Annotated in this window: 15 protein-coding genes; 11 read left to right on the forward strand and 4 right to left on the reverse strand. The window is 53.1% G+C overall.

All coding sequences use genetic code 11. The features are described 5' to 3' along the window. Window positions 1–44 precede the first annotated feature (44 nt). From BM040_RS11380 to BM040_RS11390, 3 genes are all read left to right on the forward strand, one after another. Window positions 45–935 (forward strand): phosphatase PAP2 family protein, encoded by an 891-nt coding sequence (locus BM040_RS11380; RefSeq protein WP_245756193.1) that lies wholly within the window; start codon window positions 45–47, stop codon window positions 933–935. Between the two features lie 64 nt (window positions 936–999). After that, the gene (locus BM040_RS11385) at window positions 1,000–3,420 is read left to right on the forward strand and encodes a DUF5686 and carboxypeptidase-like regulatory domain-containing protein (protein ID WP_092101215.1); all 2,421 of its coding nucleotides are present in this window, start codon (window positions 1,000–1,002) and stop codon (window positions 3,418–3,420) included. 191 nt (window positions 3,421–3,611) lie between these two features. After that, entirely contained in the window at window positions 3,612–4,868 is a 1,257-nt protein-coding gene (locus BM040_RS11390) for a pyridoxal phosphate-dependent aminotransferase (protein ID WP_175491046.1), read from the forward strand. Window positions 4,869–5,035: 167 nt separating this feature from the next. On the opposite strand, the gene BM040_RS11395 is transcribed toward BM040_RS11390, so the two are convergent. Then, window positions 5,036–5,494: an Lrp/AsnC ligand binding domain-containing protein gene (locus BM040_RS11395; RefSeq protein ID WP_092101217.1), complete on the reverse strand. Its 459-nt coding sequence runs from the start codon at window positions 5,492–5,494 to the stop codon at window positions 5,036–5,038. A 163-nt stretch (window positions 5,495–5,657) separates the two neighbouring features. On the opposite strand from BM040_RS11395, the gene BM040_RS11400 reads away from it, so the two are divergent. Then, on the forward strand, window positions 5,658–6,614 hold the full coding sequence (locus BM040_RS11400) for an asparagine synthetase A (RefSeq protein WP_092101219.1): 957 nt from the start codon (window positions 5,658–5,660) through the stop codon (window positions 6,612–6,614). A 565-nt stretch (window positions 6,615–7,179) separates the two neighbouring features. On the opposite strand, the gene BM040_RS11405 is transcribed toward BM040_RS11400, so the two are convergent. Together BM040_RS11405 and rocD are read right to left on the reverse strand one after the other, a co-directional pair. Next, entirely contained in the window at window positions 7,180–7,917 is a 738-nt protein-coding gene (locus BM040_RS11405) for a hypothetical protein (RefSeq protein WP_139217795.1), read from the reverse strand. A 280-nt stretch (window positions 7,918–8,197) separates the two neighbouring features. Beyond that, on the reverse strand, window positions 8,198–9,439 hold the full coding sequence (gene rocD / locus BM040_RS11410) for an ornithine--oxo-acid transaminase (protein WP_092101223.1): 1,242 nt from the start codon (window positions 9,437–9,439) through the stop codon (window positions 8,198–8,200). Between the two features lie 207 nt (window positions 9,440–9,646). On the opposite strand from rocD, the gene BM040_RS21750 reads away from it, so the two are divergent. The 7 genes from BM040_RS21750 to rimO all read left to right on the forward strand — a co-directional run bounded on the left by BM040_RS21750 (window position 9,647) and on the right by rimO (window position 13,746). Further along, window positions 9,647–9,814 carry a C1orf53 family protein gene (locus tag BM040_RS21750; RefSeq protein WP_175491047.1) on the forward strand — a complete coding sequence of 56 codons (168 nt, stop codon included), beginning with the start codon at window positions 9,647–9,649 and terminating at the stop codon, window positions 9,812–9,814. 133 nt (window positions 9,815–9,947) lie between these two features. Then, window positions 9,948–10,187 carry a 50S ribosomal protein L28 gene (gene rpmB / locus BM040_RS11415; RefSeq protein ID WP_092101225.1) on the forward strand — a complete coding sequence of 80 codons (240 nt, stop codon included), beginning with the start codon at window positions 9,948–9,950 and terminating at the stop codon, window positions 10,185–10,187. Window positions 10,188–10,491: 304 nt separating this feature from the next. Further along, window positions 10,492–10,680 carry a 50S ribosomal protein L33 gene (gene rpmG / locus BM040_RS11420; protein ID WP_073851609.1) on the forward strand — a complete coding sequence of 63 codons (189 nt, stop codon included), beginning with the start codon at window positions 10,492–10,494 and terminating at the stop codon, window positions 10,678–10,680. 2 nt (window positions 10,681–10,682) lie between these two features. Then, the gene (locus BM040_RS11425; RefSeq protein WP_073851610.1) at window positions 10,683–10,838 is read left to right on the forward strand and encodes a DUF4295 domain-containing protein; all 156 of its coding nucleotides are present in this window, start codon (window positions 10,683–10,685) and stop codon (window positions 10,836–10,838) included. A gap of 115 nt (window positions 10,839–10,953) precedes the next feature. Continuing rightward, a complete protein-coding gene (gene ftsY / locus BM040_RS11430; protein ID WP_092101228.1) occupies window positions 10,954–11,913 on the forward strand; it encodes a signal recognition particle-docking protein FtsY in 960 nt (319 codons plus the stop codon). Between the two features lie 9 nt (window positions 11,914–11,922). Then, the gene (locus BM040_RS11435) at window positions 11,923–12,429 is read left to right on the forward strand and encodes a carboxypeptidase-like regulatory domain-containing protein (protein ID WP_092101491.1); all 507 of its coding nucleotides are present in this window, start codon (window positions 11,923–11,925) and stop codon (window positions 12,427–12,429) included. Between the two features lie 3 nt (window positions 12,430–12,432). Then, window positions 12,433–13,746, forward strand: coding sequence for a 30S ribosomal protein S12 methylthiotransferase RimO (gene rimO, locus BM040_RS11440; RefSeq protein WP_092101231.1), 1,314 nt, complete (start codon window positions 12,433–12,435; stop codon window positions 13,744–13,746). 338 nt (window positions 13,747–14,084) lie between these two features. Here the strand turns inward: rimO and BM040_RS11445 are convergent, their stop codons facing one another. Then, a complete protein-coding gene (locus tag BM040_RS11445; protein WP_175491048.1) occupies window positions 14,085–14,465 on the reverse strand; it encodes a PH domain-containing protein in 381 nt (126 codons plus the stop codon). Window positions 14,466–14,639 lie beyond the last annotated feature (174 nt).

The following is a 14,639-nucleotide window of genomic DNA, read 5'->3' on the forward strand; positions in this document are numbered from 1 at the left end:
ACCAGTTTACAAGCTACTGCTCAACCCTAAACCAAAGTATAAATTTGAAACTGAAGAACAAACTTATCGCTTCTCTGCTGAGCCTGCTGGTGCTGGCAAACCCTGTGCTGGCGCAGCAGCCAGGTATAAAACAAGATAGTGTTACCATACTTGCCGACACAGGTGTTTCTGTCAGGGCAGATACTACTCAAGGTCTTGACCTGCGCAACAAGGCCATCATCACGGCCGAGGGTGACACCATTTACCCGGGCCAGAAGCATCCCTTCACGGAGTCGCAGTTGCGGGAGGGGGAGAACAAACGCTACCTGAAGCGGGCTGTGATTCCGGCTGCCGCCCTTATCGGACTGGGTGTTTATACAATACAGGGCAACGGTTTCTTCAGCAGCTTTGATGCCCGCGATGCCCGCAACAGGCACACCCCGGATTTTGCCACCAAGGTAGACGACTATGTTTTCTTCGTGCCGCTGGCGTACCTGTACGGCTTCAACGCCTTCTCCTCGCAGAACCGGCATGAGGTGGGACGGCAGACCAAGCTGCTGATTGCCTCCGGCGCGTTAACCTCCGCCCTGGTGTGGCCCACGAAGAAACTTACGAACATCGACCGCCCCAACGAAGACAGCTACGCCTTCCCGTCGGGGCACACGGCCTACGCCTTTACCATTGCCACCGTGGTGGACAAGGAGTTCCGGCACAAGAGCCCGTGGGTGAGCGTGGGCAGCTATGCCATTGCTACCGGCACCGGCGTGCTGCGCGTCATGAACAACGAGCACTGGATGGCCGATGTGCTGGCCGGTGCCGGCGTGGGCATCCTGTCGGTGAACACGGTGTACTGGCTGCACGACAAGTTTGCCAAAGACAAAGGCCTAAACACGATGGTAGTGCCCACGGTGCTGCCCAACGGAAGCCCGGGTGTGGGACTAAGTGTAACCTTTTAACCTATACTTTACGAAGAGAGAAAGGCGCTGCAGCAGGAGCGCCTTTTCTTTTTAACTTTACCCGATGCCATACCTCCGCTACCTTATCCTATTATACTTCTGTCTGCTTTCCGGCGCTGCCCTGGCGCAGGTGCGGCAGGTGCAGGGCGTGGTGCGCGATGCAGCCACCGGCGAGCGACTGCCCTTTGTAAGCATTGTGGCCAACGGGGGCGAGACGGGTACCACGACCAACCTGGAGGGCGAGTATAGCCTGCGCCACCAGCAACCTATCCGCAGCCTGCGCTTCAGCTATGTGGGCTACCTGCCCAGCACTGTCTACCCGGACTCGGTGGAAAGTATAAACGTGCAGCTGCAGCCCACGGCGGTACGCCTGCAGGAAGTGGTGGTACTAGGCACCGGTGAGAACCCAGCGCACCGCATCATCCGGCTGGCTACGCAAAACCGCGTGCAGCACCGCCTGCAGAACCTGGAGAGCTATACGTACCGCACTTACAACAAATTTATACTTTCCGCCAGCGCTGTAGCGGAGCGGGAGCTGCGCGATACCCTGCAACTCTCCAAGCGCGACTCGGCTTACCTGAAGATGCGCAACCTACTGGCCAAGCAGCACCTCTTCCTACTGGAGAGCGTCACTGACTACGCCTTTCTGCAGCCTGACCTCACCAAGGAAACCGTGCTGGCCACGCGCGTGTCGGGGCTGCAGCAGCCGAACTTTGGCCTGGTGGCCGCCGAGGCCCGTGAGTTTTCCGTGTACGATGACCTGCCGGTGTTCTTTGGCAAGCGCTACCTGAGCCCTTTGAGCCCGGGCAGTACCCGCAAGTATAACTTTGTGCTGCAGGAGACGGTGGTGCAGGGCCAAGACAGCATCTTTATCATCTCCTTTGAGCCGCAGCAGGGCAAAAACTTCGAGGGTCTGAAAGGGCTGCTTTACATCAACAGCAACGGCTGGGCCGTGCAAAACGTGCTGGCCGGTTCAGCAGGGGATGACGAGAAACGCAATATCCAGCTGCAGCAGCGCTTCGAGCAGGTGGGGCCGCAACAACGATGGTTTCCGACAGAATTGGATGTGGAGCTGACCATCCCGCAACTCAACCTGAACGGGCATCAGCCTTACGCGCACATGCGCACCTACATCACAAACATCAACCTGAACCCTGCTTTGCGCCGCTCCGAGTTTGGCGTGGTAGCCCTGAAACAACAAGCGGATGCCCACCATCAACCCGACAGCTTTTTCCAGACCTACCGTCCCGACTCGCTCACCCAACTGGAGCAGCGCACTTACGAGCGCCTCGACAGCGTGGGCCGCGAGCGGAAGCTGGACCGCACCATCCGCACGATGGAGTACCTCATGGCCCGGCAGATTCCCATTGGTATCATTAGCCTGGACCTGCGGCGCCTGTTGCGGGTAAGTGCCTTTGAGGGCATGCGCCTGGGAATGGGAGCCTACACCAACGACCGGCTTTCCGAAAGGTTTAAGGTGGGTGGTTATTGGGGCTATGCTTTCAAAGACCGCAAGGCCAAGTATGGCGCTGATGCCTCGGTTATACTTTACCAGCCGCTGGAGCTGCAGCTAAGCGGCAGCTACTTTAAGGACGTGCTGGAAACCGGCGGGCGGCGATTGGCTTTTGAAGAAGGCTACGGGCTGCTGGGCAACCTGCGGCGCGCGCTCCTGACGGACATGGATTACACCACCCACCAAAGTATAGCCCTGCAGGGCCGCGTGCGGCGTTACCTGCAGGCCAGTGCGCAGCTTAGGCAGGAGGAGCGGCGTCCAACCTTGCTGCAGCCAGAGGGGCAGCCTGTGCCGGTGTTTAGCCTCACCGAGGCAGTGGTGGGCTTGCGCTTTGCTCCCGGTGAGAAGTATATGGAGCAATTCAACCGCCTGGTGCCCATGGCAGGGGAGGGCAAGCCGGTGCTGTGGCTGCAGTATACTCGTGGGTTGGATGGCTTCCTGGACGGAGACTATAGCTACAACAAGTATGACCTGCGGCTAAGGACCCTGCTGCGGCACCGCACCTTCGGCGAGAGCCGGATTATACTTTCCGGCGGCTGGGTGGAGGGCAATGCCCCGCTGGTAACGCGTTACAACGGCTACGGCAGCAACAACCGTGACTACAAACTCTACACCAGCGAGGGCTTTGAGACAATGTACCCTTACGAGTTCTTCACCGACCGTTACGCGGCCCTTTTCTTTTCCCAAAACTTTGGCAAGCGCCTGCTCAACACCCGCTTCTTTGCCCCCGACCTGGTGGCGGTCACTAACGTTGGCTTTGGAAGTATGGAGGAGCCGCTGCAGGAGCTGCCGGAGGTTACGTTCAGAAGCATGCGCAAAGGGTATTTTGAGTCGGGATTGATGCTGAACAATATCATCAGCTCGCCCATCAGCGGGGTGGGCGTGGGCGCTTTTTACCGCTATGGCCCGTATGCCCTGCCAAACTCGCGCGACAACCTCCGTATAAAGCTTACCGTGAGTCTGCTGTTTTAGGCGATGCTGACCTACGGAAGTATAAAGTATAAACCGGAGCAGTGATTGTCAATTATTTAATAACGTGCATGTAAAAGTATGATTGTGTTTGTAAAGTGCAGGTATAATAAACAAAATAATAAAGTATAACGCGCGCTAACCTATAAATCCATAACTTTGTTGCACCTATTTCCCACTCAGAATTCAACAACATGACAGTTTCTAAAATGGCGCAAAACCTAATCGGCTCCGAAATTATTCGGGTAGCCGGCGAGGTGAACGCGATGATAGCCAAAGGCGAGCCTATCTGTAACCTCACCATCGGCGACTTTAACCCCAGCATTTACCCGATTCCGGAGGAGCTGCGCAAGGGCATCACCAAAGCTTATGAGCAAGGCCACACCAACTACCCGCCTGCCAACGGCGTGGCAGTGCTGCGCAAAGCGGTGGTAAACTTCACGCAGGAGCGCCTGGGGCTTACGTACCCGGAAAACGACATCCTGGTAGCGGGTGGCTCACGTCCGCTCATTTACGCCACCTACCTGGCCTTGGTAGACCCGGGCGATAAGGTGGTATACCCTACTCCCTCCTGGAATAACAACCACTACTGCCACCTGTCTGGCGCAACGCCGGTAGAGGTGAAAACGCGCCCGGAGAACAACTTTATGCCGACTGCCGCCGACGTGAAGCCGCATCTGGAAGGCGCTACCATGCTGGCCTTATGCTCTCCGCTGAACCCAACCGGTACGATGTTCTCCCAAAAAGACCTGGAGGAGATTTGTGACCTGGTGCTGGAGGAGAACCGCAGCCGCAGGGAAGGCGAGAAACCGCTGTACCTGCTCTACGACCAGATTTACTGGATGCTGACTTTTGGCCAGGCCGAGCACTACAACCCGGTGAGCCTGCGCCCCGAGATGCGCGACTATACCATCTACATCGATGGTACCTCCAAGTGCTTTGCTGCCACTGGCGTACGCGTAGGCTATGCTTTTGGCCCGACTGTAGTGATGGACAAGATGAAATCCATCCTGGGTCACGTGGGTGCCTGGGCGCCTAAGGCCGAGCAGATGGCTACGGCCGAATTCCTGCAGAACCCAGAGGCGGTAGACAGCTTCATGAACGAGTTTAAGCCGAAAGTGCGGGAGAGCCTGAATACCTTGTATAACGGGTTCCAGGAGCTGAAGGCGGAAGGATTTGCTGTGGATGCCATCGAGCCGATGGGGGCCATTTACCTTTCTGCCAAGATAGACCTGGCAGGTAAAACCACGCCGGAGGGTAAGGTGCTGGAGACAAGCCAGGACATCACATTCTATGTGTTGCACGAGGCCAAGCTGGCAGTAGTGCCATTCTCGGCCTTCGGCTCTGGCAAAGACCTGAACTGGTTCAGGCTGTCGGTAGGAGGTGCCTCGCTGGAGGATATCAAAGCTTCCGTGGGCAGGCTGCGCAAGGCCCTGCAGCAGCTGAAGTAGACCAGAGATTTCCCAGGATTTAACAGATTATCCTGATTCTGAAAAAGTAGCCTATTTGCCCTCGCTCGTCTCCGACGGGTGTGAGCTATAAATTGCACCTCTGGGGCAAATAAAACCGAATTTATACTTGAAGAGACGCAGCAATCACTGCGTCTCTTTTTTATTTGTTACTCAATCTGTATCTGGCGGTTTATACTTTCCTCCAGTGATATCAGGGTCTCGGTGCGCTGTACGCCCTCGATGGGTTGCAGTTTCTCGTTGAGTACCTCGCGCAGGTGGTTGGTGTCGCGGCAGACGATTTTGGCAAACATGCTGTAAGCGCCCGTGGTGTAGTGCAGCTCCACTACTTCGGGTATCTCTTTCAACTTCTTCACCGTCTCTTTATACTCCGAGCCCTTCTCCAGGAAAACCCCGATAAAGGCGCAGATATCAAAGCCTACGGCCGCCGGGTTTATCAGCAACTGCGCCCCTTTCACCACGCCCATCTCCGTCAGTTTCTTCATGCGCACATGGATGGTCCCCCCCGAAACGTTCAGCTCCTTGGCAATATCGGTGTAGGGGCGGGTTACGTCCTGCATCAGCAGCCGCAAAATCTGTTTATCTAGTTTATCAATTTCGTAATGCATACGCTCTTTTACCTACCTCTTTTAACATATTTTCAAAGATAAAGGTTATTATTGAAAATTTGATAAATAAATAAAATTATATTTGTTAAATTTTTAATTAAGAACAACTGTTTTTACATTTGTGATGTATAAACGCTTAATTCATTATCAAATAAACAAAAAAATGTCAGAAACATTAACATTAACGGAATCTACAGTATTAGATGACACGGTGCGCCACCTCAGTCGCGTGCAACTTCCTAAAATCTTGAAGGTGCAGCAGGGCATCGTTCGGGCCACCCACGACTTCATGTACAAAAAGGGGCTGACGCAGCTCATGCCGCTCATGCTCTCCCCCATTACCGACCCGCTGAACCATGGCGTGGTAGATGCCACCATCGGCTATGCCGACCAACGCTGGAGCCTTACCAAGTCGATGATCTTCCACAAGCAGCTGGCCCTGATGAACCCGGAGTTGAGCAGCCTCTACATCGTGTCGCCAAACGTGCGCCTGGAGTTCTCTGATCGCGCCGCCACCGGCCGCCACCTGTTTGAGTTTACGCAGATTGACTTCGAGTTTAAGGGCAAGGACCGCTTTTTTGTGATGGAGTTTATGGAGGAGCTGGTAAACTTCGTGTTCCGCCGCCTGAACGAGGAGATACCAGAGACCATACTGGAGCTGCGTGGAGAGCTGCTGCCGCAGTACGAGAAGTGGCAAGTACACCGCACTGAAAAGCTGGAGGCGGAGCTCGGACCGGACTATGAGCGCATTAAATCGGAGGAGGCAACAGAGCCGTTCTGGCTGCTGAACCACAAGCGCGAGTTCTACGACAAAGAAGATCCGAAGAAGCCGGGCACTTACCTGAACTACGATGTGATTTGGCCGGAAGGCTTCGGTGAGGGACTCTCAGGGGCAGAGCGCGAGTACGAGTACCATCAAATCCGCAAGCGTATGGCCGAAGTAGGTACCGATGAGGAAGCCTTTGCGCACTACCTGGAGGTAGCCAAAGAGGGCGCTATCCCGAGAACGGCTGGTGGAGGTTTTGGCGTGGAGCGCATGACCCGTTTTATCTGCCGCCTGAAAGATGTGAACGAGGTAACTGTTTTCTCGCGCAAACCTTTTGCTAAAGCCATTTTCTAACGCGCCAACGTATGCTTAAATGAATAGGATATGGATGACAATAGCGACAATGCAGATAATCCTGCGAATTATAAGATAACAGAATGGTTTAAGCCAATGTGAAGGCCTGCTGCTGAAAAGCTGCAGGCCTTTTTGCTTAGGGGTGGTGAGTAACAGCGGCTAGAAAGGTATTACTGCAAAGCTTTTAGATGCTTTTGTAAATGCCTTTACCGGGTCCAACCACCCCTGCCCCTCCTTAGCCAAGGAGGGGAGTTTGTAATTACTTTGGCTGAAGTATAAGCTTTGTAGCTGCTATACTTTGCGCAGACAGGTCTCGACTTGTCCCTACAAAGTATAAACCCACCCCAACCCCTCCCAAGAGGGGAATTCTACTTGCTGCTTTCCCCGTCATCTCAGGCACCGCGAGAGAACTATCGGGAATTCTAACCAGATCTCTTCCAAAGGCGAGGCCTCCCGGCCTGGGAGGGCACCAAAGCAGGAGATGCAACAGTAGCTTATTTAAATCTGGAGGATGAACTGTAGTTTGGAAGTATAGCTTCTGTCAAGTTGCGGGAAACAGCGGCTGCTAAAGGTTTGGTTCAAGCGAGGTGTTGGCGTCGTGGAGCTTCTCATAGAGCAGCAGCGAGGCCATGGCACTGGCCAGTACCATGCGCGTATCGTCTGAGAGGTCAGGCTGCAGCCATACTTTGCCATTGTTTAGTACCTGCACCGCCCCCAGTACCTGGTCGCCGGCCTTGAACTCGTAACCCACCATATCGGGCAGCGGCATACTTTTACCCTCGAACTTATACACGGGCACTACCGCATAAACAGTGCTGCCGTTGGAAAGCTCCCCCTCAAAGCGCTGGCGGTCCTGGTAGTGGCCTGGGTCGGCGGTAAGCAGGTGCCATTGTCCGCTCTCCGGGGAGGTGAAGTAGCTGGCGTAGTACTCCAGGTTGGGCGAAAGCCGAATACTGATGCCATTGTTAGATTTCAAGTTCTTCTCGTGCAGGCGGCTGGCTCCAAATACATACCACTCCATGCCTTGGGCGCTCCTCAGGCTAAACTCGTGTTGCTGCCTTGATTTGACATTTTCGTAACCGAAGAGGTTGAAGCCGCCGCTGTTCCTCCAGCCGCGGTGCACATTGCCTACGGTATAATTGCCGATGGCGAAGCTACCGTTTGGCTTAAAGGTTTTGCGGCCTTCTACAGGCAGTTCCTGCGCCTGCTCTTTAAACGTGGGCTCCACAGCCATGTGCGGCATGGAGCAAGCCTGTAGTGCCAGCAAGCCGGCCAGTACAGCGGTTCGTAATCCTTTTTTCATAGTTTTATAGGTAAAGAAGTGGTAGAAATGGTAAGTATAGCCATAGCATATATAGTGCCAGCTGCTGCCAAAGAAGCTGGTGGTGAAGCTAAAAGTATGGCTACCGGAATTATGGGGCAGGCGAAAGTGTAAACCGGGCAAGTATAGGCTGACATGCCAAACTTACGACAACCCCAGGTGCTCGCAGGTGGACACTTATTTGTCCTGAAATGAAACAGTAACCAACAAAAAAGGCAGAAGCCGTAGCCCCTGCCTTTCCTGCTTTTCGCAGATGTATACGTTAGAAATTCAGGATAACGTCCTCGATGATGTCGCAGCACTCGTGCAGTTGCTCTTCCGTCATCACCAGCGGCGGCGCAAAACGGATGATGTCGCCGTGCGTCGGTTTTGCCAGCAGGCCTTTCTCCTTCAGCTCCACGCATACGTCCCAGGCGGTGCGGCCATCTGGTGTCGGGTTGATGATGATGGCATTGAGCAGGCCGCGGCCTCGTACCAGTGTCACCAGCTCAGGGCGCTTCTCTATCAGGCGTTGCATGCGCTCCCGAAACAGCTCGCCCAACTTATAGGCGTTCTCGGTCAGGTTTTCATCCTTAATTACCTCCAGGGCGGCAATGGCCACCATGGCGGCCAGCGGGTTTCCTCCGAATGTAGAGCCGTGCTCACCTGGTTGGATGCACAGCATGATATCGTCGTTGGCCAGTACGCAGGAAACCGGCAGTACGCCACCCGAAAGCGCCTTGCCAAGTATAAGCACATCGGCTTTCACATCGTCGTAGTAGCTGGCCAGCAGCTTGCCCGTGCGCCCGATGCCTGTCTGTATCTCATCAGTCATCAGCAGCACGTTGTACTCCTTGCACAGTGCATGGGCTTTGGACAGGTATCCCTCGTCCGGCACCACTACGCCAGCCTCACCCTGAATCGGCTCTACCAGGAAGGCGCACACATTCGGGTTCTCTTTCAGAGCCCGCTCCAGCGCCTCCAAATCGTTGTAAGGAATCACCTTGTAGCCTGGCATGTACGGCCCGAAGCCTTTCGTGGAGTCGGGGTCGGTGGAGAAGGAGATGATGCCGGTGGTGCGGCCATGGAAGTTACGCTCTACCACGATGATCTCAGCATTGTGCGGGGCAATGCCCTTTTTAAGGTAGCCCCACTTGCGGGCCAGTTTGATAGCGGTCTCCACGGCCTCTGCTCCCGAGTTCATGAACAGCGACTTATCGTAGCCAAACAACTCGCAGATATACTTTTCCGCCAGTCCGAGCTTATCGTTGTAAAAAGCGCGGGAGGTAAGCGTAAGCTGCTGTGCCTGCTCGGTAAGGGCCCCTACAATTTTGGGGTGGCAGTGCCCCTGGTTCACGGCGCTATAGGCCGACAGGAAATCGTAGTAGCGTTTTCCTTCCACATCCCACAGGTGCACCCCCTCGCCGCGGTTCAGGACTACGGGCAGCGGGTGGTAGTTATGGGCGCCATACTTTTCTTCGGTTTCGATGGCCTGCTGGCTGGAGGTAAAGGTTTGCGTGTTCATAGTTTTCAATTATCAGATCTCTTGGGTAAAGGCAGTGTAGCCGCTCCTCTATATTACAAAGAATTGGGTGTAGTTGTTGTCAAATTTACACAATTACGGACCACTTCAAAACGAATGCCCGGTGCTGCCCAGCCATAGGAAAGGAAACGGATAGGTTTTGGAGGCGAGTACTTTATTTCCGAGCTTTGCGGGAAAACAGGCAGGGCTTTGGCGCAGAAATTAACAGAAGGAGAGGACTTTTACTTTAACGAGCAGGGACTGATGGTGCTCACGGCCAAGTACCTGCAGAAGCGCGGCTACTGTTGCAGAAACGCCTGCAGGCATTGCCCCTACGGCTTCCGGAAAGAGGTGGCTGCCAAACAGAAGAAAGTATAAATCCTGTTACCGGAGCGGCGCCTGCGATGCAGATTTTATACAGCCAAAGTAAAATTTTAGCTACAGGTTTGATATTCTGTATCTTTTTATAGATATTTGCACCCCTATTGAATAAACCAGAAAAGAATACAAGATGGCACGAGTTTGCGACTTAACAGGTAAAAGACCACAGGTAGGTAATAAGGTTTCGCACGCTAACAACAAGACGAAGCGTAAGTTTTATCCAAACCTACAGAAGAAGCGTTTCTACATCCCGGAGGAGGATGCATGGGTAACGCTTAAAGTTTCTACTTCTGCACTGAGAACCATCAACAAGAACGGTATCTCTGCAGTGCTGAAAAAAGCTGCTGAGCAAGGTTACATCCTGTACTAGTAGTGGCATACTTCCGGCTGCAAGCCGCTGGCAGCTTAGCTGAAGCGCAGTAGCAGGCATCTCCGGAGAAAGCCATCTGGTACTTTACGATAAACATCGGCAACGGAGAGAAGCAGTGATGCATTCGCTCCGTTGCTGTTTTTTTAACCTTTGCCGTTTCCTGTAATAACAAGAGGCGCAGCGTGTGGCAAGTGTAAATAGTGTGAACCGCCCGGCGGTGTTTCACAAGAAAATTTATACATTGTTTGTAATTAGAGATTTAAGCTTTTATATTTGCAGTCCTAAATAAAAAATTACTGTCGAGATGGCTAAAAAAGCAAAAGGTAATAGAATCCAGGTGATTATGGAGTGTACAGAGCACAAAGCTACTGGCATGCCTGGAACTTCAAGGTACATCACTACCAAAAACAGAAAGAATACTCCTGAGCGTCTTGAGCTGAAGAAGTACAACCCTGTGTTGAAAAAAGTAACTGTACATAAAGAAATTAAATAACCATGGCTAAGAAGGTAGTTGCAACCCTAAAGACCGCTACAGGTAAAGACTGGGCAAAAGTGATCAAAGCTGTGAAGTCTCCAAAAACTGGTGCTTACGGCTTTAAAGAAGAGATGGTGCCTGTTGACAAAGTTCAGGAGTTCCTTTCTAAGAAATAATACAGCCTACTCTACATCGATAGATAGATTACATGAAGAAGTCCCACTGTTGGGACTTTTTTAGTATATTACCGTATCACTGAGATAGCATTCACCCTACACTATAAAAACCGGCATGGGAATTTTTGACTTTTTCAGCAAAGAGAAGAAAAAAGAATCGCTGGATAAAGGCCTTGAAAAAACCAAAAGCAGCTTTTTTGGGCAGCTGAGCAAAGCTGTCATGGGCAAGTCCACGGTAGACGTGGAAGTGCTCGACGAGCTGGAGGAAATCCTGGTGCATGCCGACGTAGGAGTGGACACGACAGTGAAGATAATCGACCGCATCGAGAAGCGCGTGGCCCGCGACAAGTACGTAAGTACCGACGAACTGGACACGATCCTGCGCGAGGAGATTGCCGCCCTGCTGGAGGAGAACCGCGCCGGCGACGGCGCCAACTTCGACCTGCCGAAAGACATCAAACCCTACGTAATTATGGTCGTGGGCGTGAACGGTGTGGGCAAAACCACTACTATCGGCAAACTAGCCTCTCAGTTCCATAAAGCCGGTAAAAAGGTAGTGCTGGGTGCCGCCGATACTTTCCGTGCCGCCGCCGTGGACCAACTCATTGTTTGGGGCGAGCGCGTGGGTGTACCGGTTATCTCGCACGGCATGAACACCGACCCTGCCTCTGTGGCCTACGACGCCGTGAAGAAAGGCGTGGAGTTGAACGCCGATGTGGTGATCATCGACACTGCCGGGCGACTGCACAACAAGGTAGGTTTGATGAACGAGCTCTCCAAGATCAAGCGCGTGATGCAGAAGATAACACCGGACACGCCGCATGAGGTGCTGCTGGTGCTGGACGGAAGCACAGGACAGAACGCCCTGCTGCAGGCCCGTGAGTTTACCAAGGCTACCGATGTAACGGCGCTAGCCATTACCAAACTCGATGGTACAGCCAAAGGCGGCGTAGTGATCGGCATCTCGGACGAGTTTAAGATCCCGGTGAAGTATATCGGCGTGGGCGAGAAGATTGAGGATCTGCAGCTGTTTGACAAGCACGAGTTTGTAGAGTCGTTCTTCTCCCGCAAATAAAGTATGGCCATGGCTAAGTTCCTGTTGCTGGCGCTGCTGCTCTCGCAGTGCAACGGCGCCAACCAACACCATCAAAACAAACAGGAGCCGATGGAAAACCAGGAACAGGCAAAAGACGCGCAGGGCCAGCAAGCTCCTATACAGCAGGGAATCAGCGGCCAGGTGCTGTGGGTATCGGGTAACCAGATGCCCTCCCCAGATGCGCCGCCCAGCAAAGGCCGCGGCGTAGAGCGAACCTTGTACATCTACGAGCTCACCAACGCCAGCCAGGCCAACACCACAGAAGGTGTTTTTCACACCAACATTCAAACTAATTTAGTGACTCAGGTTGTTACAGATGCTAACGGTAACTTTGCAGTTAGCCTGAAGCCCGGCAGGTACAGCCTTTTCTCGAAGGAGGAGAAGGGTTTGTTTGCCAGTATCTACGACGGGGAGATGAACATCAACCCGGTGGAGGTGCAGCAGGGGCAGGTAACACAAGTAGAGTTTCTAATCAATTATCAAGCAAGTTATTAATCCGTGAAAGTAAGATCGCTTAAGAAGGATAAGGTTAACGTAGTTACCTTGGGTTGCTCTAAAAACCTGGTGGACTCCGAAGTACTGATGGGGCAGCTGCGTGCCAACGAATTTGAGGTGGCACACGAGTCTGACAAGGATGATTCGAACATCATTATCGTGAACACCTGTGGCTTTATCGACAATGCCAAGCAGGAGTCTATCGATACGATTCTGCGCTACGCCGAAGCCAAAGAGGCCGGGCAGATTGATAAGCTATACGTGACAGGTTGCCTTTCGCAGCGCTACAAGGATTCGTTGGAGGAGGAGATCCCGCAAGTGGATGCCTATTTTGGTACACTGGAGCTGCCGCGCCTGCTTAAGACGCTGGAGGCCGACTACAAGCACGAGCTTATCGGGGAGCGCCTGCTGACCACACCTTCTCATTTTGCTTACTTCAAGATTGCCGAAGGCTGTAACCGCCCTTGCTCTTTCTGCGCCATACCACTGATGCGTGGCAAGCACGTAGACCGTCCGATAGAGGACTTGGTGCGTGAGGCGAAGCGCCTGGCAGGTATGGGAACGAAAGAACTTGTACTTATCGCCCAGGACCTGACTTACTATGGCCTGCAGCACTACGGCGAGCGCAAGCTGGCCGATTTGCTGCGGAACCTGTCGGATGTAGAGGGCATTGAATGGATCAGGATGCAGTATGCCTACCCGTCGCAGTTCCCGATGGAGGTGTTTGATGTGATGAACGAGCGTGAGAACGTCTGCAAGTACCTGGACATGCCGCTGCAGCATATCTCCGACAACATGCTCAAGACCATGCGCCGTGGTATCAGCAAGCGCCGTACCATCGAGCTGGTAGACCAAATCCGCCAGCGCGTACCGGACATTGCCTTGAGAACTACCTTAATTGCCGGTCACCCAGGCGAAACAGATCAGGATTTCCAGGAGCTGTATGACTGGGTGGAAGAAACTAGGTTCGACCGTCTGGGCATCTTCACCTACTCACATGAGGACAATACGCACTCCTATACTTTGGAAGACAACGTGCCGGACGAGGTGAAGCAGGAGCGCGCCGACGCCATCATGGAATTGCAGCAGGGCATTTCGGTGGAGCTGAACGAGGAGAAAATCGGTAATACCTACAAAGTACTCTTTGACCGCAAGGAAAGCGGCTATTTCGTGGGCCGTACCCAGTACGACTCCCCGGAGGTAGACAACGAGGTGCTCGTGCCAGCCGACAGCAACTACGTACGCCTGGGCGACTTTGCCAACGTGAAGATCAACGATGCCTCGGATTTTGATTTGTATGGAGAGGTGGTAGTGTAAGCGACACGCATAGCTCGCATCAAGTAGCACCATTTCCTAAGAATATAAACAGCCTTGTAAGTATACTTGCAAGGCTGTTTGTTTTTAGCAAGAGTGTCCAACCACCCCTGCCCCTCCTTGTCCAAGGAGGGGAGCTTTTACCTACTACCTCTCCTGTCTTATACCAAATGCATCCGCTTCTACCTTTGATCATGTTGGAGTTGGCCCATCTTGTACTTGCTGTGGGGCGTATGAAGATATAAGCCGATAATATGAAGTCATAAATCTGCCAAAGTAACTACAGGCTCCCCGCCTTAGACAAGGAGGGGTAGGGGTGGTTGGACTAGGTAAAGCAGCTCCTACTTCAGCACATACCGGCTCAGCACCCGGTACGCCTCGTTGATATTGTCCCCTTTCCGGAAGTCCTGCTTGATGGTGGGCTGTTCCTCGCCGGTGAGCCAGATCTTCAACTCAGCGTCCAGGTCGCCGATGCCGGCGCTCTCTTTGGAGAACATCTTAATGCTGCTGTAGGGGATGCTCTGGTAATCGGTTTTGGTGCCGGTGAGGCCTTGCTTGTTGACAAGTATAAGCCGCTTGTTGGTAAACACGAGCATGTCCCGGATCAGCTTATACGCCCGCTCAATACGCTCGTCGTCGATCAGGATAGGCTGAAATTCCTTGGCCAGTTTCTCGATGGACACCTCGGAGGCGTGTCCCATCATACCGCTTAATAGTCCCATAGGTATAAAAGTATAGATTTTCCATTCATTACGTAAAGCGGCCGTATCGGTAAGTATAAAGTATGGCTCCTGTTTGGCTATAAATCCAAAAATCCTGAAGGAGACAAAATAAAACCTTTACTTTGTGCTGGCGCGGCAAAGTATAAATTATCCGCAACACATTTCGCCCTAAAC

The sequence above is a fragment of the Pontibacter chinhatensis genome (assembly GCF_900113285.1).
In the GTDB taxonomy this organism is placed as follows: domain Bacteria; phylum Bacteroidota; class Bacteroidia; order Cytophagales; family Hymenobacteraceae; genus Pontibacter; species Pontibacter chinhatensis.